Consider the following 22,159-nt stretch of genomic DNA (forward strand, 5'->3'; position numbering starts at 1 on the left):
TATAAATTTAAGAAATATTTTATATATTTTTTTATAAAAGTTTATTTTTTTATTTTAAATTACTATAAATAGGGATTTAAAAAATATTTTACTTCTCTATGATTCAAATTTACTAGCATTAAAATACAAATTTGGGCCAAGCTAAAAAACAACAAAGATAAAAAAGGATTATTGTAAGATGATGAAGAAAAAATTTGATTATTTAATAAAATTATCTAATATTAAAAAAGTAATTGCGCTTTAAAATGATCTAAAAGCTCTTCTTGAGCTTTTAAAATATCATCGGTATTTAACTCAAAATCAATCTTGTCTGGTTTTTTATAAGTTTTATCATAATACTCCAAAAGCATAACAATAAGCTTTTGCCATTCTTTTTTCTCATAACTTTGAAGCAATTCTTGGCGTAAATTTAAGCTGATATAAGGGCTGATTTTTTGCACACATTGTTGAAATTTTAAAGGAGTCATTTTTTCTTGATAAATTTTTTGTATTCTTTTAACGCGATTTTCCAAAGAACAAAAACAATAAATTTTAAAAGCCTTTTGCATTTTTTCATAAAATTTCAAAGGTAAGATGATATCCCCTATTTTGCGACTTTCACTTTCTATGAAAGCAAAATTTTCTAAATTTTGCATATTGTGAAAAAGTTCTGCTTCAAAAGCTTTTTGCGTAGGTTGTTTTCCTAAAATATCACCAAAAGATGAGCCTAAATGATTTGCCATTTTTTCTAAATTTATAGCTTGTGGGAGTTGTTCTAAAAGCTCTGTTTTTCCACAGCCTGTATTGCCGCAAAGAGCAAAAAAATCAAAATTTATTTCATTTTCAAAATAACGCGTTACAAAAGTTCTATAAGCTTTAAAGCCACCTTTTAAACGCACCACTCTAAAACCAAGCTCACTTAAAATCACTGCGATAGATTTTGAACGCAAACCCCCACGAGAACAATAAATCCCCACCTTTTCTCCTATGCGAAAATTTTGAGTGATTTCTAATATATGTTTAGCGGTATTTTGACAAATATAACTCGCACCCCTAGCCTTGGCTAAAGCTTGATTTTTCTTATAAATCGTTCCTATTTCTTGATATTCTTCATCATTGAGTGCATAAAAATTTAAAGCTCCTATCAAATGAGAATGCAAAAATTCTCTAGGGCTTCTTGCATCGATTAAAAGAGAGAAATTTTCTTTTTGAAATTCTGTAAATTCAACTTCACTGAGCATTTTTAAAAGCCAAAACAAGTTTTTGATAAACTTGCTCGATATTAGTGCCACAAACCCTAGTTTCTCCTATGGTTGTGATAAAATTTGTATCTCCTGCCCAGCGTGGCACTAGATGATAATGACAATGAAAAGCTATGCCAGCTCCTGCATCTTTGCTTAAATTCATACCGATATTGACCCCATTTGCATGGATTTGCTCTTTTAAAATTTTTACCCCCAAACGCACAAAATGGCTCATTTCTTGCCAAATTTCATCGCTTAAATTTTCTATATGCTCTTCATGTACATAAGGAATCACCATAAAATGCCCCGCAGAATAAGGATAGCGGTTCATCACTCCAAAACAATGCTTTGCTCTAAAAATCACACCTAATTCTTTATCACTTTTGATCTTATTAGCACAATCACAAAATGGACAAATGCTTTTTTCTTTTTCAAAATACTCACTCCGCCATGGTGCATACAAATACTGCATTTTCCCTCCTTAAAGCAAAGCTTTTAAAGCCTTTCCTTCATCTTTTTCGCGCATAAAATATTCGCCGATTAAAAAAGCATCAACGCCTAAATTTTGCAAATGCTCTAAAAATTCTTTATTTTCTAAACCACTTTCTGCGATGATGATTTTTGAATTTGGGATTTGTGGGATAAGTTTTTCGCACAAACTCATATCCATAGTAAAATCCTCTAAATTACGATGATTGATACCAATGATATCCGCTCCAGCAAAAATAGCCTTACTCAAATCCTCTTTATCATGAATTTCAACCAAAGCCTCAAGACCTAAATGTCTTGCAAACTCAAGCAGTTTTTTAAGCTCTTTCATGCTTAGCATTTTAGCGATTAATAATACAAAATCCGCCCCATAAACCAAAGCTTCTAAAATTTGATACTCATCAAAGATAAAATCTTTTCTAAGTAAAGGAATTTGCGTATAACGGCGTATAAGACTTAAGTATTCTAAAGAACCTTTAAAAAAATGCGGCTCAGTTAAAACAGAAATCGCCGCAGCTTTGTTCTTCTCATAATTTAAAGCGATACTCAAAGGATCAAAGTCTTCTCTAATGACTCCCTTGCTAGGGCTTGCTTTTTTTACTTCTGCTATGATTTTAACTTCTTTTTCTACTCTTTTTAAAGCCTTAATCACATCTTTTGGAAAGAAAGGATTTGAAGCTAAAGAACGCCCTAACATATCATAAGGAAGTTTTAGTTTGCGTTCTTTTAAATCTTCTTTTGTTTTTTCAAAAATTTTATCCAATATCATGGTTTTATACACGCCTTTATCGCTTTTATATGAGCTTTGCTCTCATCAGAATTTGCAAATTCTTTATCATCTAATGTTTGTTTTAAAATTTCCCATGCTTGCTTACAATCGCCTAGTTTATAATACCCCCAAGCTAAAGAATCTAAATAATACAAATTCTGTGGATCTTTTTCTAAGGCAAGTTTCACAAGCTCTATACCTTTTTTAACATCTAAATCATAATCTATAAGCAAATATCCATAGTAGTTTAAATACAAAGCATTGCTATCTTTATCGATAGCCTGTTCGAATTTTTCTTTTACAGAATCAATTACTTTTGGAGTGATTTTTTTAGCTTCATTTGCAGCTTCAAATTCAAAAACTGCCGCTCGTAGAAGATATTCTTTATTTTTTGTTTTATGATAAAGAGCTAAACTCATTTTTTTAGCATCATCAAAGCGTTTTAAATTCTGATACAAAGCGAGTTTAATGTCATCATCTAAATCATACTGCAAAGAAATTTTTAAAGCTTCTTCTGTTTTGCCTTGAGAATTTAAAAGCTCAACTAAAGCCAATACAAAACTTTTATTTTTGGTAAGTTGATAAAGCTCTTTATATATACTTTTTAAAGCTTCGATATTTTTTTCATCAAAATAAATTTTAGCAAGCAAGACGCAAGTTTTGAGAGTGCAACCATTGGTTTTTCTTGAAAATTCTAAAACATTTTTAATATTTAAAGTATCATTCAAAATCGCATAAATTCCTATGAGTTTAAATAAAATTTCTTCATTTTGCACTTGATTATAAGCAGATCTATAGTATTTTGTAGCATTTTTTAAATCATTTTTTTTAACCAAAATATCCCCGTAAAGCTCTAAATTTCTAGGATCACTATCCTTTTTTGTTAAAAGCTCTTTCATAAGTTTTTGAGCATTGTTGATATCATTTGAATTTAAAGCATAAAGAGCACTAAGTCGCTTAAGATTGTCATTTTGATTTAAATAAGGCTTTGCTAGATTATTTAACTCTGCTTGCTTGTCAAGATTGTTTGCTAAAGTAAGTAAAAATGCATTTTCTAAAAAATTAGTATTATTATAATCTTGATAAAGACTTAAAAATTCATCTCTGGCTTCTTTGTATTGTTTATAATACTCATAATTATAAGCCTTCATAACCCTTAAATCAAAATCATTGCTTTTATATTTTGTATAATCAGGATAAACAACATTGATTTTTGAACTTCCACAAGCTGCCAAAAAAAAGGCTGCTAAGACAAATAACAAATACCTATACATTCTTTTTCTAATTCCTTTTGATGTGTTTTAAAATATTCCCAAAATGGAAAAGTTCTGCATTGTTTTGGACGAAAATCGTAGATACTGCAATTTCTTTTTTGGGTATCAAAAAAAATGCAAGCAAAGCCATCTTCAAATTCGACTTCCTTAAAACTCATTTTAAAGCCTACTTTTCTCAAGTATTTTTCAGCAAATTCTTTGCTTTCTAAATTTAAATGCTTTCTTAATGCTTCTAATTCTTCCATGCTCGCAAAAATATTGCCACTTTCTCCAGTGCAACACTTTCCACCGCATTTCTCACAAGCATTTTCATCAAAAGCATAAGAAAAATTTTTATCAAATATCATAACTTTTTAACCTAAATCTTAAGTGAATTTCTTGCATTTGTTTGCTTAAAATTTCATTTTCATATACAAAAAAAGGAGATAAAATCTCACAAGGCGATTTTGAACCTTTTTTTACCTGTATCAAAACAAGTCTTGCTTTTTTGTTTTTATGTGTATGTACAAAGCAAAGCTTTGTTATTTTCATTTTCATATCTTTTAAAATAAAACAAATTTCATCTAAAGCTAAAGCTTCATAGCAAAAATACAAAGTACCATTTGGTTTAAGCATAGAATTTGTTTTAACTAAAAAGCTATGCAAGGGTAAAAATTCTTGAAATTTACTTATAGCTTTATGCTGATCTTCACTCTTGTAAGCTCCTTGTCTATAAAATGGAGGATTGCAAACTATGAAGTCAAATTTTTTTATGCTTTGAAATTGATTGAAATCATCATGAAAAATATCGCCTTGTATTTGGTTGGATTTTAAATTTTTTTCAATCAATTTTATATTTTCTTTTTGAATATCAATCAAAGATAAACTTAAATTTGCAATATTTTTTTTAAGTAAAATACCTATGATACCAGAGCCCGCACCTACATCAAAAACAGCGCCTTTAATTCCTTGTTTTAAAATAAAATCAGCTAAAATTAAAGAATCACTATTGTAACGATATCCTTGTGATAATTGCGCTAGCGTAACCATATTTTAATGAGTTGGAATTTTAATGCGTTTTGGAGGTTGTTCTTTAAATATATTTTGTTCTTTTGTTATATTATTATCTTCTTTAAAATTTACTGGGCTTTGTGCTACCAAAAAAGAAATTACAAAAGTTATAAAAAAAGCAATTTTTATCATAATAACACCTCATAAAATGGTGTCCACGGCGAACACCTAACAATAACTATAAAATACCATAAAATATAAATTTTAAATATTTCAAATTTAATTTGGCTACAAAATGGCTACAAAAATTAAAATATAAAAATAGGTTTTTCTTTCTTTTCTATTTTTTCATTTAATATATCTGCAGTTTCAAAATTATACCATAAAGTTGGATTAATTGCATCTTTTGCTAATTCTTCAGCTTCACTTCCATTTCCACCTTCATTATCAGAATCATCGCTTTGCTCATTTATCATATCAGGAGTATCTGCTGTAATGCTTTGAACAACATCAAAAATCTTACTAGCTCCACTTAGTAAATTTCCAATAATATTTAAAGTTGATTCAAAAGTTGACATTTCTTGTGCTGCTTGTGCTGTATTTTTTGTAAAATCTGCAGCTAAATTCCAATTATTAGCACCCCAAGCACCTAAAAAATTAACCAAACCCCAAACAGCATTAAGAATTGAAAATAATTTATTTCCAGTAAGTGAACCCACGGCTAAACCTAAGCTAATTCCTAGTGTGATACCCGCAGCTACATTCTCACTCACCCCTATCAATGTTCCTAGCCATGCACCTTGTCCGCCAATCCACCAAGTAGCTACAGCCAAAATAATAGTAACAATAGGTGCCAAAAAGCTTAAAATTCCTTTGCTTGATTTTTCGTATACATAAAGATAATAAAAACTATCCCATAATGCAAACCATCTATCTCTACGTCCATAAGGTAAATTTGAACTTTTTCTATATAACGGATATACGCTTGGCGTAACACTTGTATCTTTTTTTCCAAAGCTTTGATTATTGAGGTAAGAATAAGCAACATAAGGCTCTTCATAACAAACTAAATTAAACCCATTATAAAAACATAAAGGAGTTGCATATTTGCATTTATAATTTTCTTTTATTGAGTTAAATACTTCAAAAAAAGATATCTTTTTGCTTGTTAAAGTATAATATATTTTACTCGGATCACTCTCTCTAGTTTTTTGTGCTTTCTCATATACATTATAGGTTATTTCTACTTTTTCGATTCTAAATATATTTTTATTTAATTCTTTAAAATCATTATAAAATTTTTCAACATCAATGCATAATTTTTTATAAGGTTTTTCAAAAGTTGGTTTAAATTCAACATTTTCTACTTTAATTTCTGGTATTTTAATATCATCAATACTAGGATATATCCATTCATTATTTTTTTGGATGGTTTGAGAAAAAATAACTACTTCTATATCATTTATAAGCATTTCATAATTTATATTTTCCAATGCCTTATTTAATATATCTTTGAAATTTATTTTTTCATCAATATAAAAAAATCCTTTTCCATTATATTTCCAAGCTTTTTCTTTTTCAAATAAAAGAGCTAAATTATTTGGAAAACCATAATAATACTGCATACCTCCTAAATTATAATTAGTTCTTATTTCGCAAATATCATGATATATTCCATTTTCACTACTAGGATCTCCTTGATAAGGTTTGTATGGATCTTGCCCTACGAAAAATTGGTTAAGTCCTAAATCATTATAGTTTTCCTTATTATAAGGTGCAGTGCTAGAACTTTTAATGTTATATTTTTTCACTATATACGAATTTTTAAATAGCGGATGGTTTATATTTTGAATTTGACTTCTACCTTTTCTTACAAGTTGTTTATGTAAAAGCTCAACATATTTATTTACCCCTATCATAGCATAGGTAAACCATTGTTTATATACTTCTTGTGTATCCAATTCTCCTATGTTTGATGGATAAGCAGGCTTAAGAGTATAATTTCTCATAAGCCTTTTTTCATCTATAAGCATTATGAAGACTTTTCTATATTTTCTATCTTTTCTTTAACAAGCTTCATAATTTCTTGTGGTATATCAAGACCACCGGCACAATATCCAAATTGAACACTCTGTGTAACTTTTGCAGCTTCTATTCTTAAATTATCATCTATCTGTGAAGTTTGTCTAGCTATTAATGCAGGTTTTGCTTTTTCTGTTTCTGTTTGAGCTCTTAAAAGTAAAGCTTTTTCAGCGTTAAGCTCGTTTTCATCGCCTTGTAAAATCATGGATAAAGCTGTATTTTGACTTTGAGCCACTATGGTTTGTCCAACACTTACCAACGCTTGTGCCAAGCTTTGAAATTGTTGGTCATTTCTTATAACATTATCGTTTCCAAATTGTTCTAAAAGCTTTTTAAATTCTCCAAATGGAGATTTTTCTGCTAAACTCATTTCTAAAATTTGCGGATAAATTTCTTTAAATGCTTCAAGTCTTTTGTTGTAATCAACATTTGTATTACTCATTATTTAGCTCCTTTATTTTGCTTATCTGAATTTCACACTGTTTGTATTTGTAAAAAAGCATAGAATAAGCATTTAAAATATCTAGTTCATTTTTTGCCTTTGGCTTTTCAAGGGGGCTTAATGTTAGTAGTTCTTGCGGAATTCTTACTTTTTGAATTTCTATTTTGGTTACTACTTGTTGAGTTTGCATCCCACAACCTATCAACGACATCGTTAAAAAGCTTGGTAATATTATTTTCATTGCTTTTATAAATGTATTCTTTAACATATTCTATCCTTTCTTTAACTTCGTTTTTTTGATTGTTTGCTTCATTGATTGCTTTTAATTCTGCTTTATGAATTTGCGTAAGTTCTTTTAGCCTTGCTTCGTTGTTTTTATTAATCTCTAAAGCTAAGGCTAAATCATTTTGACTTTTTTCTAATTTTGCTTGAGTGCTATCAAGTCTTAGATAAAAATATCCTGCTAAGATTGCCATTAAAGCTAAGGCGATATAAAGCTTTGCATTTCCAAATAAAAGATTTATCATATTTTGTTTTAGAAGTTTAAGTAAGGTTTTTGTATAATACCCCTAAGGGTTAGCCGTAGGTCTGACCCCCTATGGCTAAATTCCACCCGCGAAAGGTGGTGATATAAATGTCATACCAGAAGTTTATAATTATAATTATACTACTTTGTGTAATTATAGTCAAGGCTTATTAGCCTTGCCCCGCAAAAGCGGGGTGTAAACTTTAACCTACTTAAACTTTTATCTCCTTTCTATGCTAACTCATTTGTTATTTCTAATTTAATGTCTTCAAGATTTTTACCATACATCAAATCATAAAATTCTTTGCAAGCTTGTCTGCTTTGACCGACACTTTCATTATTATTATCCTTGGTAAGCCCCAGTAAGATACAACCTTTTGTGTCTTTGTCAGTGTTTCCCCAGTGTATTAAAATTGCACGGCTTGATAGAACTTCATCATTATAAACATTTATCATTGTATCATCATCTTTTTTTGTAATACTTCTTAAAGTATTTTCAAATCGTGAAGGACTATGTCTTTTTAAATTATAATTTCCTTCAGGTATTCTTAAATCTTTACCACTTTCTAAACCCTCTTTATCTTCTTCCAAAGAAAAACATTCAAAAAGAATTTCTTCTTCATCACTTAAAACCTTAAATTTACCAATAACACAAGTTTTACCTATGTATCTTCTATTAATTGTTATTTTCATTATAATTCCTTTCTTTTTATTTTTTGTATTTTATTTTTAGATTTAAACTCATTTTTCTTCTTCAAATTCAAATAAAAAAGCATTATCACCATAGGTAGTTTTATCAATTTCTTTTTTTATTCCTATAAAGCTTCTCTCGACTATAATTTCATTTTGAACTCTAAGGGCTTTTTGCATTTTTATATTTGAAAGATTGACATTTCCATAATATCCAGCTTGCCTATAAAAAAGACTCATAGGAATTTCATTTGTAAAAAGCTCTATACTTACACTATTTTTTATATTAGAAGCCCAAAGACAGCATTCATTTGCATTGCCATCATATTTTTTTAAAGCATTGGTAATATTATGCCAAGCAGGATCATTATAAATTCCGCTCGTTTTGATATTTCCTTCTATTTGATTTTTACTTGGTTTTGAAAGAACGCTAACTTCAGTATAATTTTTAGATTTTAAACCCATTCCATCTTTAGTGATTAAAAAACTGCCTTCATTAAGTCCTTTTATAATTTGCGTAGTGCTTGCTAAAGAATTTTCAAAACCAAAACGCAAATCACTTAAACATCCGCCATATTGACCACTATTTAAATTTGTATCAAAACTAATAATAATCAACTCTTGTGCTGTAATATTTTCATTTCCAAGCAAATTAATCCAACTTGTGTATTTATCATCACTTGCCACACAAAGCCAAAGTTGTTTTACATTTTCATTATAAGTTATAATTAAATCATTAACATTAGCTTTTGTTTTTGGAGTGGGAATAGAATTAGATACTTTTATTCCATTAATGCCTAAATTTAATTTCATATCTTCGAGCATCTCTTCTATAATAGGTTTAATTTCTTCTTTTGTTGGTGTTTGAGCCTTTAAACTTTCTAAAAATTCATCTTGACTTTTTCCTGTGTTTTCTTCATTTTCAAGCCAAAGTTCATAAGCACTTTTACCATCAGCTCCTTTAGCTCCATCTTGCCCTTTTAAATTTTCAAGCTGTTCTTCTGTAAAATCTTCATAAGTAAAAGGATCTCCTTTATCACCTTTTAAACTTTCTTGATTTTCTAAAACAACTTTTAATACAACTTCTTTTAAACTCTCTTCATTGATATTTGCATTGATTCCAAGCTCTTCTAGCAAGGCTTCTAGTTTTTCTTTTAGCTCGTTTTCTTTTATGTAATCATTTGATATATTTTCAATAGTTTCGTTAATTAATTTTTTAACATCTTCTAAACTCAAATTACCATTTTTATAACTTAAAACTAATTCTTGTAAACTACTTATAATTTGATTTAAACTTTCATTTTGAGTATTTATAACCTGTTCTAAACTCATCTTATCCCCTTTATTAAACATTTGATCTGATGAAATAAATTACAAGAGCAATAAAAAACAAAAATCTTAAATTTATTTATTTCTAAAGCTTGCATTGCTTCTTTTAAAACAAGATCAGCTAACCTATAATCATCTCTTGATTTTGCATTTATACACAAATAGTCATGGACAACACAAGCGCTAAAATACTCACTTTTAAAAGGTGGAAACAAAGACCAAAAAAGGCGTGGAATACTCGCTCCATCAGTTTTAAAACCTTGTGGTACAATGCCTTTGTAATTTGGTAAAATAAACTCATAATCTTGTATCACTTCAAATCTGTCCTTATCGTATGGCTTTACACAAACCCTTTTTAATTCTGTTTTAGTCATTGTTTTCCCTTTTTTTAAAAATACTTCTTAATTCATCATTTCTTATTTGAGTAAGCTTAACAAGCCTTTCATCCATTCGCATAAGATCTGTTTCTATAGCTTCTAGCTTGTCATTGGTTTTTGAGCAATGTGTTTCTATAAATTTAACCAAACTATCGCTACTTGCTCTGGATACTGCAATTTGTTCTCTAATAAGGACATTAGTATTTTTGGTTTCACTTATAAGTTCTTTTGTTCTTTCCCCAGCTTCTTTATGTAAAGTTTTATATAAATGCCATGCAATCCCAGCTAAGACAAAAACCATCAATCCTAATAATGCAGATCCACTTAAAGAACCGAGTATAGCACCTTCTTTTATTATATTTTCAGTACTCATTTTTCACTCTCCCATGCAATTAAATTTAATTCTTCTAAAGATGTGGCATTTTTCACTTTATTTCTTAGTTCATCATTTTTAAAAATAATACTTTCAGTATATTTAGCGATACCAACCCCAAATTCTAAAAATTCTTCTTTGTTAAATGTAGTGATTTTATTATCTTTATCAATCCAAGCAATATTTTCCAAAGGAGTATTATTGAGATTTGCTAACATTATCTCGCTAACTTTTCCGCTAATATTAATTTTTGCTTCCGTGTCAATTTGAAATATAGTATTTTTAAAAGGCATAAACAAAAGCTTTTCTTCTTTTATAGCTTTTAGTTCTTCTAATTTTAATTCTTTTAACTCTTCTAATGCTTTTTCTTTAATCTCATAAGAAATAATATAAAGATTATTTTCTTCATCATAAGTTTGAATTTGGCGAAGTTCTTCAATTTTTTCATTAAAACTTGGGATTTCTTCTTCTTTAACTTTAGCAAAACCAAGCTCTTTTAAAAGCTTATCATCGCAAGCACTTAAAAAATAAGTATCTTGTGCATCAATTTCACCTTCTTCGTTTTGTATTTTTACATCTTTTAAAAAAATATCATCATATTTTAAACTTTTATTTTTTAAATCATAAAACATATTTATCCTTTCTTAATTCCAGTATAATGTTAAATTTGCTCTTGGGTTTAATCTATCCCCATCACTTAAGTTCCAACCAGCACTTGCATTTGCACTACCGCTTTGCCAAGAACTTAGCATTATTTGTAAGTTGTTTATATTTCCAAAATTGAATTTTTTCTCTACTTTGATTTTTGCATTAGCAGTGTAATATTTACTTAAAGCATGCAATTCTACACTAGAGTTAAAATTGTTCCATGTGATATGCAAAGTATTTGCAGAAGTTTTATTAGACATATTTCCAGTCGTCCAAACTTCGCCTAACATAACCACTTCTTTATTATTAATATTTGATGGCAATACCACTGCTTGTTTATAAATCATGTCTAGCTTTAACATATAATTATAATTTGCAACCGAGCCTCCTAAAGATGGAGGTAAATTTAGTGCTATACCATTATTAGAAAGAAGGAGACAATTCATTTTAAGTCCTTACTAATCTTACATTATTCGAAGCTATGCAAAAATAAGCAAAAGTTTCAGTGCCACTAAATCCACTTTGAGCTATTCTAAAATTAAAAGGGGCATTAAAAACTACTACATTTTGACAATTATTTATGGTTATTGTTCCGCTTTTTCCTACTCCTCCAAAATTAGCTATTCCTATGCTTGTTCTTGCATTTGCTGTTAAAATAAAATGTTGAGCTTGTCTTAAATCTAGATTTATACTGCCAGTTGTGCCAAGATTTTTAATTCCACCACCATAATCTACATACCATTTTCTAGTTAAGTGATTATCATTTGTTGGATTGGCCCGAGAAGTTAATGCCTGATTAAAAGTATTTGTGCCATTAAATATATTATCTCCATTTAAATTTGCTTTTGTATTTAAAGCGGTATCTACATAGATTTTATTTGTTAAATGGTTATCATTAGTTGGATCTACTTTTACTAAAATAGGATTAGCAAAAGTTTTATTTCCATTTATCTCTTCATCGCCATTTAAACTTACTTTTGTATCTATAAGTGCTTCTAAAGTTTTAATAGTTATATCTAATACTTTTTGTGTAATTAGCTTTTTATCTTTTTCATTTTGCTCTAACTCATTGTTTTTGTCCTCTAAGTTTTGATTAGCTTCTTCAAGTTCTTTTTCAATTTCCTCTTTTTTGTTAATTAATTCACCAGCAATCTCTTTTTCAAGCTCAGCAATTTGATTTTCAAGTTCTTCTTTTCTCTCTTCAAGTTCGCTTGTATCAGCAGGTGGTTCTTGACTTAAAGCCTCATCGATTTGATTTTTAATTTCCTTTAATTCCTCATTTTTTTGCTTTAATTCATCATTATTATTTAAAGCTTCTTCAATTTGCTTTTTTATCTCTTCAAGCTCTTGTTCTTTATCTTTTATACCTTGCTCTATATTTGCAATTTCATCTTTAATTCCATCATCTTTACCATCATCTTTACCATTAAGCAAAGAAAGAAGATATTCAACATTAGCCTTAACACCACTTATATCATAGATTCTTGCTTGATTGTCAATCTCATCTATGCACTCACCTTTTTTAGTTTCAAGCTCATTAAGTCCTTGTTCTTTTGTTTGGATTATTTCATTAAGGCTTTGCTCTTTTGTTTCATTTATTTTATTGAGTCCGTTTTCTTTTGCGCTCACAAGCTCATTTAAAAAATCTTGCTTATTCTCGTTTAAACTATGCAATTTTTCATTAAAAATAATACTAAACTCATTTTTCTTTGCTTGATAATTCGCATTAAAAATATGATTTAAGTTGTCAATCATAACTTTAGAAGTATCTACAAGAGTAGTAAATTCTTTCTTTTGAGTTTCAAAAACCTCTGTGACTTCATTTCTTTCATCACTTAAACCTTTGAGCATTTCTTCCATTTGTTTTATTGTTTCTTCAGCTAAAACTTTTAATTCTGTTTCATAAATTAACTTATCATTACCTAGTTCTTTTTTAGCAACTTCAGCTAACCTACCTAAATCTTCATTAGCTATCAAAGCTCTTTGATTAAACCTATCATAACTTTGCTCAAAATGTATTTTATACCCTTCACATTTTGCTGTAAGTTCATCAAATTTAACTAAAGCTTCATTTTTTACTTCATTTAAATTTTTTAATATTTCATTTTGTTTATCATTTAAAGAAGAGTAGATACTTTCAGACTGTGATTTTAAATCTCGTTCTAAATTTTCTATTTTACTTTTAAAATCTTTTATAATTTGGGAATAAGATGTTATATCATTTTCAAATTCTTTATATAAAGCTATAACTTCTCTTAAATCTTCTATATTTTGCTTGCTTTCTAAAAGTAGTTCATATGCACTAGCTATTTCTTTATATTTAACTCCAATATCAAATTTAATTTCTTCTAGCTTTTTAACACTATCTATCATTTCTTCATTTAATCTTTGGTTTTCAAAGAATATAGTGTTAATTTTATTTTTTATAATTTCGCTTGCTTCACTTACTACTAATTTTGCTTCATTTGCTAAATCTTTTACTTCTTTTTTAATACTTATTAATTCAGGTTTTATTTCTTTTAATTCATCAACATTTAAATGTAAGCTATCTACAATTTCTAAAGCATGATTAAGTTCACTTAAAATTTCATCTTTAATTTTTGTGTTCAAATCAAAATATTCTTTTACAAAATCTTTATTTTGTTTAATTTCATTAATATAATTATCTAAATTAAATTTTATTTCTTCATATTTCTGTATATCTTTTTTTAAATTCTCAAACTCTTCTGTATTATTTTCTAAAAAATCTTTAATGTTTTGTATTTCTTGTTTATTTAAAGAAAAATCTTCATACGCTTCTTTAATATAATCAAATTTTGCATTTACATTGTTGTATTTTTCACTTATATTTGAATATTTTTTATTAATATCATCATATTTGCTTAAAATATCATCATTTTTATCTACAATATCATTTTTAAATTTTAAACATTCATTTTTTAAAGATTCGCAAGCTTGTTTTAAGCCTACAACTTCATCAAGTCTTGTATTGTCTATTGCTTCTGAAATGCTGTTTATTCTAGCTAAAACTTGATTTATGATTTCAAGTTTTTCTCTACCTGTTTTTAATTCATTTAAGCTTGTTCCCATTTTTAACCTTCATAATAATCACTATCTTTGATTCTCTTTTCACAAAAGAAAAGCAGATCATCCATGGCTAAAAGCCATTTTTTATCATCTAAATAAGCTATAAAATCAGCACTATTTATACTTTGTATATAGTCTTTATAACTCAAAGCTCTATTAAATTTTTTTGTGAAATTACAATTACAACCATGTTCTTTCATCATCAAGCTCCTTGCCATCATTAGCTATATACTCATAAATTATCTTGTCGCATAATGCCAGAAAGTCTTTTTCTTCGCATCTTGTAATCAAATAACAAACATAATTAATCACAGCAAAACTAAGTGTTTCATCTATCATTAAATGTTCTTTTTCATTGTCAAAATCAGGCTCATCAGGAATAATCAAAAAATGATTATTTCTAACTTGCCTAAAAACTTTTTCGCCTTGCTCTACATTTTTTAAAAGAACGCTAGGAACACATTTTGATAAAATATAATAAAATGCTTCCATAAAATAGGCTTTCAAAACTTCATCATCTTCTATCATTTTGTAAGAATTTTTAACTTTAGCGATAATGAGTTTTTTAGCCATAATACAAAGCATTATGCACCTTTTGCTGCTTTTAAAACCGCTTTAGCCTTTGCATTATTTCCACTAGTTAATCCCACTCCTATAGCAAAAGCATCAGCATTTCTTACTTCTAAAGTGCTTTGCGTATAAAATCTTTTTGCTTTTGCAGTAATATCAGTTGGAACATCTTCAATCATAGTAGGAATATAAAGCCCATGTTTCATATACTCAAAATCTCCAGCAATTAAAACATCACCCAAACCATATTTAGGGGTTAATAATCTATGCATATGGAAATTTACCGTTCCAAAATCTGTTTCAAGGCTCACTACTTGTCCTACTAGTTTTGTTTCATTACCTAAAATTCTTGTAGCGAATTTATTGATAGCTCCTTTTAAGTCAGCTCCTAAAAAGACATCTTTAGGCGTAACTCCGCTATTCCAAATGGTTTGCAAAATTTGATTGAGTTTATCTTCTGTTAGTTCTGTTGCAGTTCCGCTCCAATCTCCTGTTTCATCAAAAGCTAATACATTTCCACGCTTTCCATCAGCAAAGCTATCTTTTCCTTTAGCGATATAATGAAAAAGTCCAGCCATTTCTCCACTTGTTGCTTCTTGTGCTTGAACATAATCTTTGAAAACTGATTTTTTTACATCACTATCTCTGCCTAGACCAAATAAAGCATATTCCATATCCATTTTATGTTCTTTGGTTTTTTTGCCGATTTGATACTCCATTTCATTGCCACCATATTGATTTGCTTTTAATAAAGCTTTTGATACCATGGCTTCGGTAATGAATATTTGAGTAGCATTTGTAGTTTTTTGAGCTGTGTTTTTTGTCTCACCTACAAATTTACTTAACTCTAAATTTGCATTCTTTTTTGGTTCTTCAAAAGTATCAGTAATCCAACTATGAGTTAAAGGATTTGTAACCTTTGAAGTGCCTATTTTATTTAAAATTGGTGTTTCAGTAGCTCCAATTTTAATAATCGTTTCATATATTGATTGTTTTAACTTAACATTTTCTGTTGCGGGTGCTGTATGCCCCATTGAAGGTAAAGCCATTTTTAAATTCTCCTTAGTTTAGTTTTAAGGATTTTTCCAAAAATGACTATTTCAAATATAGTGTGTTTTGAAATGAAATTAAATTTTTAAGTATTTTTTACGTATAATTTTATGGTTTTAAGGATATCTCTTTGAAGACTTTGTAAAAAGTTTGAAAGGAGGTTAAGATGAACGAAGTTATTATAATCTTAATGCTTTTAGTAGTCCTTATCGTAGCGATAAAGAGCTAGATAAGAACTAATCTTTAATATAATTAATGATATTTTAAAGAAACCCTGCTTAGTTTGTCCTTAAAACACTAAAAAGTCTTCAAAAAAAGCAGGGTGAAGACTTCAAATATTTATACTTTTATAAAATAAGTATAAATTAACTGTAAAAAAGGTATAATTTAATTAAAATCAGTATAAGCTAAGAATTTTAAGGAGTAAAAATGTCAAACATAAATGCTTTTTTATTTGGCTTTACAAATATGTTTAATGCAGATATCCTTAAAGCTACATCTTTAAAAGATGGAAAAACAATGATAACTGATTTTTATAAAAAATCCGAAGAATTAAGAAAACATAGCAATGAAGAGTATAACGCCAAATTCGAAAAAATCACAAAACAAAAATAAGGAAAACCAAAATGACAAAAACACAAGCTTTTGTAGATGGTTTTGTAGGTAGACCTATAAAAAACGAATGCTTTAATTTATGGGATTTAAATGCTATTATAAGAGAAAAACAAGCAAAATTATATAAAGAGAATATTGAATTTAGAGAGAAACAAATTGAAAAAATTGCAAAAACAAAAAATGTCTAATTCTGCAAAAAAAGAAGATAAAAATACAGAAATTCCATAAAAAACAATCGGTGAAAGTGTTGTTTTTATCCTTTGTATCTTTCAAAAGCTGCAACAATCTTAACATTTTATATTTTAATAAATAATTACATGAATTTATGCTATAATTAATAATCGCCATTGACACTACTCACGCTTAAAGTGTCAGTATTAAGCCTAGCTTTAGTGCGTATCGGCTGAGCTAGGGGCGATAATATTAATAAAAATTATATGCAGTTATAATCCTATTATCTCCCTTCCAATTATCTTTTAATTTTAAAAAATAATTACATGAATTTATGCTATAATTGATAAAAGGTTGGTTAGTAAATTGTCCGAGCTAACCGCAAAAAAACAATCGGTGAAAGTGTTGTTTTTATCCTTTGTATCTTTCAAAAGCTGTAATTATAAAAGTTCTTTTATTTCCTTTATATTCACTGCTTAAACCTATAATATAATTTTTATATTCTATTCTATATCTTATGTTGTTTTGGTTATTTAATTTCCCCTTATCGACAATATCGCTAATTAATTTCAAATCCAACTCAGGATGCTTATCGATAATATGAGATAAGCCATAACCTTTATGTTTTATCTTATCTGTTACTTCTCCCCAAACCAAATCAATATCCCCTAAATCTTTTCTATGAAAAGCACCTGCTACCTGCCCTTGTTTTTCAATGAGTAGTTTTTGTAAAGCACCTTTTCCATCGTGATAATATTCTGCATAATTTTCGCCAAATTCTTTTAAAGGTTGTATGTTTAATTCTTGTTCGATTTTACCCCTTAAAGCACTTGGAATATCTTTTTTTACACCTTTATTTGTGCTTTCTTTGGCATTGATTATCATCTGTCTAGTTAAGTTGTAGTCAAGAGTATTTAAATTCATCCTATCTAAAAAATCAAGATTATAATCTTTATTCTCTTTTAGAAAATTATCATATCTTTTTAGAATATCTTCACTAGCTTTTTTATCATTTTGTATTTTTTCATCAAGTCTTTGTTTTACGCTTTTTTTATTCTTTTTCTTTACTTCTTTATTCTTAATATTCTCTTTTATATCATCCATTAAGTTTTTTTTAGGCTTAGTTTGGGTAGAATTAGGATTATTTGGTAGCCCATTCAATGAGTTATCATTTTTGCTACCTGGTTGGATGAAAGTTTGGATAATGCCAACATTTTCTTTAGTATTTTTCTTACTAACTTTTTCAAGCCTTGTTAAATCCTTTTCTTTAACTTTAGTCACATGTCTAACTTCTCCAGTATCTTTATTTACACCAAGTTTTCCTAATTTATTATCATTTAATCTTTTTGCTATTAAAGCTATATCTATTCTATTATTTTTATAAAAAAATGTAGGATTTTCTTTAATTTCTTTTATAAGTTTAAACACATCACTAGGCTTTTTAAACATCTCTTTATGTTTATTGGCTAAATATTCTAAGTCGGCTATAATCTCATCATTTGTAAGCTTTGCTAAATTTCTAACATTTGGAGAAACGCTTATTTTTACATTTAAATCACTCTTTGCTTTGCTCGGATCAGCTTTATCCATGAAGAAGTTGTCGCCTTTGATAACACCTTCTTTTATTAGTGCATCTTTTAATATTTTATTTTGTTCTTTATCTACTTTAATATAATTATCTAAAGCATCTTTAAAAATTCTACTTTGTTCTTGATCTGCTATTTTTATGTTTTTAAGATTAGATATAACTTCTTTATTGGTTTTAGCAAGTTTTAGAGCATCTAGTATTTGATTTCTTAATGCTTGTTCTTTAGCACTTTTAAAAAAGGGAGCTAAAGCATGTAATCTTGCAAAAATGCCACTTATTAATATTCTATCAAAAACACCCTGTATTGTTGTAGCCATTGAAGAGTTTGTCTTTCTACCACTACTTGCTAAAGCTGTCATTATCAAATCTCTATTATTGTTATATATTAAAGCGTATGTATTAATAACATCTTTAGCATCTTTTATTTTTTTGCTTGAAAATTCAACATCTTTTAAATCTCTTGCTAAGGATTTAAAATCATACCCCACGCCTTCAATCCTATGTTTTTCTAATAAAGCATTCATCACATGAGTTTCATTAGCTAATCTTTCTTGTTCATTCATTCCTTTAAAAGCATTTTCTAAATTCTTATCTTCGTTTATATTTCTAAGCCCTTTAACCAATCTATCGGTCAGCCCTTCTTTTGTTTCTTGAGGCTTTATCATGCCTAAATAACTTTCTTTAAAATTTTCTTTCAAGGCAAAGTTTTTATTTGCATTATCTAGTATTTCTTTTGCTAATACCTTGTCACTAGCATTTCTTATCAACGCATCATCTAAAATTTCTTTTACTATTCTATAAGCTTGTTTTGTATTATATGTTTTATTTCCTGTGTTTAATTGCTTATTTATAGCTGTTCTTAATCCAAAAATTTGCTCCGCACTTACTTCTTTTCCTTTTATTTCATCTAAATAGCCTTGTATGTTATTTTTTACATCTTGATCTAAAAAATTATTATTTTTAAAATTTTCAAGCTTTGCTAAATCTTCACTAGTTAATACTATTTTTCCATTATTAAGCTCATCTAATTTACTTATAGCACTGCCATACTCTTGGTTTATTCTATTCTCATAAGCGTGATTATCTTTTTGCCAAGCCTTATAATCAAACTCACCATTTAAACCTGTTTTATTTTTAAATACTTCATCTTGTCCTTTAATCATATTTAAAAAAGAAATACTAGCATCCTTATCAGCCTTTAAAACATCATCTAAAAAACTTCCTATTTCTGGATAAGCTTGTGCTGCTTTTAATAATACTTCTCTTCTTTGAGTAGTAGGAACTCCTTGTAAACTATTAGAAATATTTTTTAAAATAGCACTTGTTCTTTTAGCGCTATCTTGTATAAATTGTGGATTATTTTTATTAAGTCCTTGTTCGACAATATTTTTTAATATTTCTATTGTAGGTTTTCCATTTTCTAGGTATGTTGGATTTTCTTTTGCTATAAGTTCATCTATTTGTTTTTTATTCTCTACATTTTTTGTAAGATTATTAAAAATTGTTTCTGCATTTTGTAAGCCACCATCTGTAAATTTTCCTATCATAGGGATATCTTTTTGGGTGATTTTATCTATAACCCTATTACCTAAATTACCACCTTTTACTGCCATGCCATCTATCATATCTTTACCGGCTTGTGCTCCTGTTTTTGCCATATTATAGGTATTTTTTAAAGCTCTTGCTCCTTTGGCAACTCCTGCAAAAGCTGCATCTCCTATTAAAGAAAGTCCTGCATTTTCGCCCATAAGCATAAGAGCTTCTTTTAAATTCATATCTTGATTTGTATCTTTTGTATTTCCGTAGTAATCATATCCTGCCCCTAAAGATGCACCTAATGCACCACCTGCAACCATACCAACTCCGCCACCTAGCATTGTACCGCCAATGGCACCTGCTGTTCCTAAAGCCATACTAGCACCATTATCTCTTAATCCACGATATAAATCACCCATTGTGCTACCTTGCACTTTAGAATAATTTCCGTTATTATCTTGCACCCAATAAGATCCATCATCATCTTGCAATAATCTTCCACGCCCTGATTTTTGCAACTCATCGCCTAAATCTCTCATAAACTGATTACTTTTTCTTGCTACTTCATTATCATCAGCAAAAATAGGTTTAGAGGCATTAAATTTAGATTGCTTATCTAAAATATAATTACTTAAATCATCAGCATTCATGGATGGATTTTTATTATAATCATATAAATCCCTTTTATATTCACTAATACCACCCATAGGATTTGTTAAATTTTGGTCTTTGAAATTATATTTTTCATATTCTTTGGCATATTTATCTTTATTTTTATAAAAATCATTTATTACTTCATTTTTTAAATTTGATAAATATTCACTTGTATTTTGATTTTCACTTTGACTTACTCCATCTTGCAAAAATGAAATAATGTTATTTTCTTGTGGTTTTTCTAATAAAAATTCTCTTATATTCATTGTATTAATCCTTGTTTTTTTAATTCTTCTACGCTAACTTGCATTTTTCTACCTGCTTGATTAACTAATATTACATTACCATTAGCATCAGGCTCTGATATTTGAGCATTAATTCCATTAAAACTAACGCTATGTAATTTTGGTGTATTTTGATTAGCTGTTGAATTATCTATAATTACTGCATTTTTACTAGGTTTTGAGTATTTTTCATCCCAGTAAAAAGCTTTTACCTTTGGGGCATAGTTATTATAAAAATTCATATTCTTTTGATAGTCTTCTATAGCACTTTGTTTTTCTATATTTGTTTTGGCATTTCCTAGTCTTTCTGCTAATTCCATTTTAAAAGAGTTTGGAGCTTCTGCTAACCATTCTCCTGCTAATGCTTGAGCTACCCTTTGATTATTTGCTTCCATGGTATAACCATTAATAGGGAAATTGGCTTGTATATTCTCTAAATTCCATTTAGCATTTTTACCACCCCTTAATAAATCACTTTGCATTCTTTTTAAGAATAAATCACTTGCATCATTTAAATCCGTACTTTGACTTCCCCATCCACCAAAACCACGCTCTATAGCTCCATTCCAAAAACCATGGGTTGTATCATATGTTTTACCTTGATTACTTGCTAAATCTAAAAACTGAGCGTCTGCTTTATATCTTGTATTGTTTTGTAAATTTGCATTGTTTTGACTATTGAAACCTTGACTATTACTAAGAACTCCATTTAATAAATCCTGCTCTTTTTGTTTTGCATTTATCTCATTTTGCAATTTTTGTAGTTCTAATAATCCTTTTTGATAATTTAAATCATTGTAAGCCTTATTAGCATTTATTTCTTGCTGTCTTAAAGCATTTTGCATGGCATATTGTCTAGCTCTTTGATTGTAGTTCATTTGCCATTGCTGATCTGCTATATTTGCTCTTTCCTTTTGATAATCAAAGTTTCTTTCATTTTGCAAAAGCTGATTATTTTGCATAGCCTGATTAAATTCCATTTGTTGCTTTCTTAAATCTTGCTCTTGCTGAAACTCATTAGCTTTAGCTTTATCATCAAAACTTTTACTCATGATGTCATATAAGACACCACCGATTTTTCCTGCGTTTTGTATAACGCCTGTATCAGGATTAAATACTACTCTTTGTGGGTTATAAAATGCCATTTTGTTTCCTTTATTCTTTCTTTTAAAATAAAGGATTTAAGGAAGTTTGTGTATAATTTTAAAAGGGTGCAACGCCAAAGGGTTGCCGCCCTTTAGCGTTAATTTACCGCCCAGTTGGGAGGTGATTAAATTGCTAACCAAAATTATAGTTATAATTATACTACTTTGTATAATTATAGTCAAGGTTTATTAATACTTGATTTCCCCTTTTTTAAGGGGAGCTATAATTTCCCTTTGGCTTCCTTAA

The 22,159-nt window shown here is 28.5% G+C and carries 25 protein-coding genes; 2 read left to right on the top strand and 23 right to left on the bottom strand.

Annotated features, from left to right (window positions below; all coding sequences use genetic code 11):
- Positions 1-221 precede the first annotated feature (221 nt).
- The 21 genes from mnmH to AJN64_RS01995 form a co-directional block, all read right to left on the bottom strand.
- The gene (gene mnmH, locus AJN64_RS01900; protein ID WP_002861230.1) at positions 222-1,220 is read right to left on the bottom strand and encodes a tRNA 2-selenouridine(34) synthase MnmH; all 999 of its coding nucleotides are present in this window, start codon (positions 1,218-1,220) and stop codon (positions 222-224) included.
- Entirely contained in the window at positions 1,210-1,695 is a 486-nt protein-coding gene (locus AJN64_RS01905; protein WP_070292593.1) for an HIT family protein, read from the bottom strand. The genes mnmH and AJN64_RS01905 overlap by 11 nt, the downstream gene beginning before the upstream one ends.
- Positions 1,696-1,704: 9 nt before the next feature.
- A complete protein-coding gene (gene trpC / locus AJN64_RS01910; RefSeq protein ID WP_002854779.1) occupies positions 1,705-2,481 on the bottom strand; it encodes an indole-3-glycerol phosphate synthase TrpC in 777 nt (258 codons plus the stop codon).
- A complete protein-coding gene (locus tag AJN64_RS01915) occupies positions 2,478-3,755 on the bottom strand; it encodes a tetratricopeptide repeat protein (protein WP_038816845.1) in 1,278 nt (425 codons plus the stop codon). The genes trpC and AJN64_RS01915 overlap by 4 nt, the downstream gene beginning before the upstream one ends.
- Positions 3,728-4,102 (bottom strand): YkgJ family cysteine cluster protein, encoded by a 375-nt coding sequence (locus AJN64_RS01920; RefSeq protein ID WP_002881237.1) that lies wholly within the window; start codon positions 4,100-4,102, stop codon positions 3,728-3,730. Before AJN64_RS01920 ends, AJN64_RS01915 begins: the two co-directional genes overlap by 28 nt.
- Positions 4,092-4,784, bottom strand: a complete 693-nt coding sequence (locus tag AJN64_RS01925) for a tRNA1(Val) (adenine(37)-N6)-methyltransferase (RefSeq protein ID WP_002881238.1) — start codon at positions 4,782-4,784, stop codon at positions 4,092-4,094. The genes AJN64_RS01920 and AJN64_RS01925 overlap by 11 nt, the downstream gene beginning before the upstream one ends.
- A 3-nt stretch (positions 4,785-4,787) precedes the next feature.
- Positions 4,788-4,937, bottom strand: coding sequence for a hypothetical protein (locus tag AJN64_RS01930; protein ID WP_004306029.1), 150 nt, complete (start codon positions 4,935-4,937; stop codon positions 4,788-4,790).
- A gap of 116 nt (positions 4,938-5,053) precedes the next feature.
- Positions 5,054-6,778, bottom strand: a complete 1,725-nt coding sequence (locus tag AJN64_RS01935) for a hypothetical protein (RefSeq protein WP_070292594.1) — start codon at positions 6,776-6,778, stop codon at positions 5,054-5,056.
- Positions 6,778-7,269: a hypothetical protein gene (locus AJN64_RS01940; protein ID WP_070292595.1), complete on the bottom strand. Its 492-nt coding sequence runs from the start codon at positions 7,267-7,269 to the stop codon at positions 6,778-6,780. Before AJN64_RS01940 ends, AJN64_RS01935 begins: the two co-directional genes overlap by 1 nt.
- Positions 7,262-7,459 carry a hypothetical protein gene (locus AJN64_RS09210; RefSeq protein ID WP_002796174.1) on the bottom strand — a complete coding sequence of 66 codons (198 nt, stop codon included), beginning with the start codon at positions 7,457-7,459 and terminating at the stop codon, positions 7,262-7,264. Before AJN64_RS09210 ends, AJN64_RS01940 begins: the two co-directional genes overlap by 8 nt.
- Positions 7,377-7,796, bottom strand: coding sequence for a hypothetical protein (locus tag AJN64_RS01945; RefSeq protein WP_004306038.1), 420 nt, complete (start codon positions 7,794-7,796; stop codon positions 7,377-7,379). Before AJN64_RS01945 ends, AJN64_RS09210 begins: the two co-directional genes overlap by 83 nt.
- Before the next feature lie 230 nt (positions 7,797-8,026).
- Positions 8,027-8,488: a DUF5675 family protein gene (locus AJN64_RS01950; protein ID WP_070292596.1), complete on the bottom strand. Its 462-nt coding sequence runs from the start codon at positions 8,486-8,488 to the stop codon at positions 8,027-8,029.
- Positions 8,489-8,536: 48 nt separating this feature from the next.
- On the bottom strand, positions 8,537-9,817 hold the full coding sequence (locus AJN64_RS01955; protein ID WP_070292597.1) for a hypothetical protein: 1,281 nt from the start codon (positions 9,815-9,817) through the stop codon (positions 8,537-8,539).
- The gene (locus AJN64_RS01960) at positions 9,814-10,188 is read right to left on the bottom strand and encodes a DUF1353 domain-containing protein (protein ID WP_004306042.1); all 375 of its coding nucleotides are present in this window, start codon (positions 10,186-10,188) and stop codon (positions 9,814-9,816) included. The genes AJN64_RS01955 and AJN64_RS01960 overlap by 4 nt, the downstream gene beginning before the upstream one ends.
- Entirely contained in the window at positions 10,181-10,564 is a 384-nt protein-coding gene (locus AJN64_RS01965; protein ID WP_070292598.1) for a hypothetical protein, read from the bottom strand. Before AJN64_RS01965 ends, AJN64_RS01960 begins: the two co-directional genes overlap by 8 nt.
- Positions 10,561-11,196 (bottom strand): DUF4376 domain-containing protein, encoded by a 636-nt coding sequence (locus AJN64_RS01970; RefSeq protein WP_002873428.1) that lies wholly within the window; start codon positions 11,194-11,196, stop codon positions 10,561-10,563. Before AJN64_RS01970 ends, AJN64_RS01965 begins: the two co-directional genes overlap by 4 nt.
- A gap of 12 nt (positions 11,197-11,208) precedes the next feature.
- Positions 11,209-11,658, bottom strand: coding sequence for a hypothetical protein (locus AJN64_RS01975; protein ID WP_044780581.1), 450 nt, complete (start codon positions 11,656-11,658; stop codon positions 11,209-11,211).
- A 1-nt stretch (position 11,659) separates the two neighbouring features.
- Positions 11,660-14,302, bottom strand: a complete 2,643-nt coding sequence (locus AJN64_RS09705) for a hypothetical protein (RefSeq protein WP_070292599.1) — start codon at positions 14,300-14,302, stop codon at positions 11,660-11,662.
- A gap of 2 nt (positions 14,303-14,304) precedes the next feature.
- Positions 14,305-14,499 (bottom strand): hypothetical protein, encoded by a 195-nt coding sequence (locus AJN64_RS01985; RefSeq protein ID WP_002861676.1) that lies wholly within the window; start codon positions 14,497-14,499, stop codon positions 14,305-14,307.
- The gene (locus tag AJN64_RS01990; RefSeq protein ID WP_038816909.1) at positions 14,480-14,884 is read right to left on the bottom strand and encodes a hypothetical protein; all 405 of its coding nucleotides are present in this window, start codon (positions 14,882-14,884) and stop codon (positions 14,480-14,482) included. The genes AJN64_RS01985 and AJN64_RS01990 overlap by 20 nt, the downstream gene beginning before the upstream one ends.
- Positions 14,884-15,918 (bottom strand): DUF5309 family protein, encoded by a 1,035-nt coding sequence (locus tag AJN64_RS01995; protein WP_070292600.1) that lies wholly within the window; start codon positions 15,916-15,918, stop codon positions 14,884-14,886. Before AJN64_RS01995 ends, AJN64_RS01990 begins: the two co-directional genes overlap by 1 nt.
- Before the next feature lie 430 nt (positions 15,919-16,348).
- On the opposite strand from AJN64_RS01995, the gene AJN64_RS02000 reads away from it, so the two are divergent.
- On the top strand, positions 16,349-16,534 hold the full coding sequence (locus tag AJN64_RS02000) for a hypothetical protein (protein WP_070292601.1): 186 nt from the start codon (positions 16,349-16,351) through the stop codon (positions 16,532-16,534).
- Between the two features lie 11 nt (positions 16,535-16,545).
- Positions 16,546-16,722: a hypothetical protein gene (locus AJN64_RS09495; RefSeq protein ID WP_162835471.1), complete on the top strand. Its 177-nt coding sequence runs from the start codon at positions 16,546-16,548 to the stop codon at positions 16,720-16,722.
- Positions 16,723-17,116: 394 nt separating this feature from the next.
- On the opposite strand, the gene AJN64_RS02005 is transcribed toward AJN64_RS09495, so the two are convergent.
- Together AJN64_RS02005 and AJN64_RS02010 are read right to left on the bottom strand one after the other, a co-directional pair.
- Complete coding sequence (locus tag AJN64_RS02005) at positions 17,117-20,749, bottom strand: hypothetical protein (RefSeq protein WP_070292602.1); 3,633 nt, start codon at positions 20,747-20,749, stop codon at positions 17,117-17,119.
- Positions 20,746-21,912, bottom strand: a complete 1,167-nt coding sequence (locus AJN64_RS02010) for a hypothetical protein (RefSeq protein WP_070292603.1) — start codon at positions 21,910-21,912, stop codon at positions 20,746-20,748. Before AJN64_RS02010 ends, AJN64_RS02005 begins: the two co-directional genes overlap by 4 nt.
- Positions 21,913-22,159: the final 247 nt, after the last annotated feature.

Source organism: Campylobacter sp. BCW_4332, from assembly GCF_001763175.1.
GTDB lineage: Bacteria > Campylobacterota > Campylobacteria > Campylobacterales > Campylobacteraceae > Campylobacter_D > Campylobacter_D jejuni.

What these genes read in the sequence shown, in the direction of transcription:
- mnmH (WP_002861230.1), bottom strand. Translation starts at nt 1,220, where the DNA reads ATGCTCAGTGAAGTTGAATTTACAGAATTTCAAAAAGAAAATTTCTCT.
- AJN64_RS01905 (WP_070292593.1), bottom strand. Translation starts at nt 1,695, where the DNA reads ATGCAGTATTTGTATGCACCATGGCGGAGTGAGTATTTTGAAAAAGAA.
- trpC (WP_002854779.1), bottom strand. Translation starts at nt 2,481, where the DNA reads ATGATATTGGATAAAATTTTTGAAAAAACAAAAGAAGATTTAAAAGAA.
- AJN64_RS01915 (WP_038816845.1), bottom strand. Translation starts at nt 3,755, where the DNA reads ATGTATAGGTATTTGTTATTTGTCTTAGCAGCCTTTTTTTTGGCAGCT.
- AJN64_RS01920 (WP_002881237.1), bottom strand. Translation starts at nt 4,102, where the DNA reads ATGATATTTGATAAAAATTTTTCTTATGCTTTTGATGAAAATGCTTGT.
- AJN64_RS01925 (WP_002881238.1), bottom strand. Translation starts at nt 4,784, where the DNA reads ATGGTTACGCTAGCGCAATTATCACAAGGATATCGTTACAATAGTGAT.
- AJN64_RS01930 (WP_004306029.1), bottom strand. Translation starts at nt 4,937, where the DNA reads ATGATAAAAATTGCTTTTTTTATAACTTTTGTAATTTCTTTTTTGGTA.
- AJN64_RS01935 (WP_070292594.1), bottom strand. Translation starts at nt 6,778, where the DNA reads ATGCTTATAGATGAAAAAAGGCTTATGAGAAATTATACTCTTAAGCCT.
- AJN64_RS01940 (WP_070292595.1), bottom strand. Translation starts at nt 7,269, where the DNA reads ATGAGTAATACAAATGTTGATTACAACAAAAGACTTGAAGCATTTAAA.
- AJN64_RS09210 (WP_002796174.1), bottom strand. Translation starts at nt 7,459, where the DNA reads ATGCAAACTCAACAAGTAGTAACCAAAATAGAAATTCAAAAAGTAAGA.
- AJN64_RS01945 (WP_004306038.1), bottom strand. Translation starts at nt 7,796, where the DNA reads ATGATAAATCTTTTATTTGGAAATGCAAAGCTTTATATCGCCTTAGCT.
- AJN64_RS01950 (WP_070292596.1), bottom strand. Translation starts at nt 8,488, where the DNA reads ATGAAAATAACAATTAATAGAAGATACATAGGTAAAACTTGTGTTATT.
- AJN64_RS01955 (WP_070292597.1), bottom strand. Translation starts at nt 9,817, where the DNA reads ATGAGTTTAGAACAGGTTATAAATACTCAAAATGAAAGTTTAAATCAA.
- AJN64_RS01960 (WP_004306042.1), bottom strand. Translation starts at nt 10,188, where the DNA reads ATGACTAAAACAGAATTAAAAAGGGTTTGTGTAAAGCCATACGATAAG.
- AJN64_RS01965 (WP_070292598.1), bottom strand. Translation starts at nt 10,564, where the DNA reads ATGAGTACTGAAAATATAATAAAAGAAGGTGCTATACTCGGTTCTTTA.
- AJN64_RS01970 (WP_002873428.1), bottom strand. Translation starts at nt 11,196, where the DNA reads ATGTTTTATGATTTAAAAAATAAAAGTTTAAAATATGATGATATTTTT.
- AJN64_RS01975 (WP_044780581.1), bottom strand. Translation starts at nt 11,658, where the DNA reads ATGAATTGTCTCCTTCTTTCTAATAATGGTATAGCACTAAATTTACCT.
- AJN64_RS09705 (WP_070292599.1), bottom strand. Translation starts at nt 14,302, where the DNA reads ATGGGAACAAGCTTAAATGAATTAAAAACAGGTAGAGAAAAACTTGAA.
- AJN64_RS01985 (WP_002861676.1), bottom strand. Translation starts at nt 14,499, where the DNA reads ATGAAAGAACATGGTTGTAATTGTAATTTCACAAAAAAATTTAATAGA.
- AJN64_RS01990 (WP_038816909.1), bottom strand. Translation starts at nt 14,884, where the DNA reads ATGCTTTGTATTATGGCTAAAAAACTCATTATCGCTAAAGTTAAAAAT.
- AJN64_RS01995 (WP_070292600.1), bottom strand. Translation starts at nt 15,918, where the DNA reads ATGGCTTTACCTTCAATGGGGCATACAGCACCCGCAACAGAAAATGTT.
- AJN64_RS02000 (WP_070292601.1), top strand. Translation starts at nt 16,349, where the DNA reads ATGTCAAACATAAATGCTTTTTTATTTGGCTTTACAAATATGTTTAAT.
- AJN64_RS09495 (WP_162835471.1), top strand. Translation starts at nt 16,546, where the DNA reads ATGACAAAAACACAAGCTTTTGTAGATGGTTTTGTAGGTAGACCTATA.
- AJN64_RS02005 (WP_070292602.1), bottom strand. Translation starts at nt 20,749, where the DNA reads ATGAATATAAGAGAATTTTTATTAGAAAAACCACAAGAAAATAACATT.
- AJN64_RS02010 (WP_070292603.1), bottom strand. Translation starts at nt 21,912, where the DNA reads ATGGCATTTTATAACCCACAAAGAGTAGTATTTAATCCTGATACAGGC.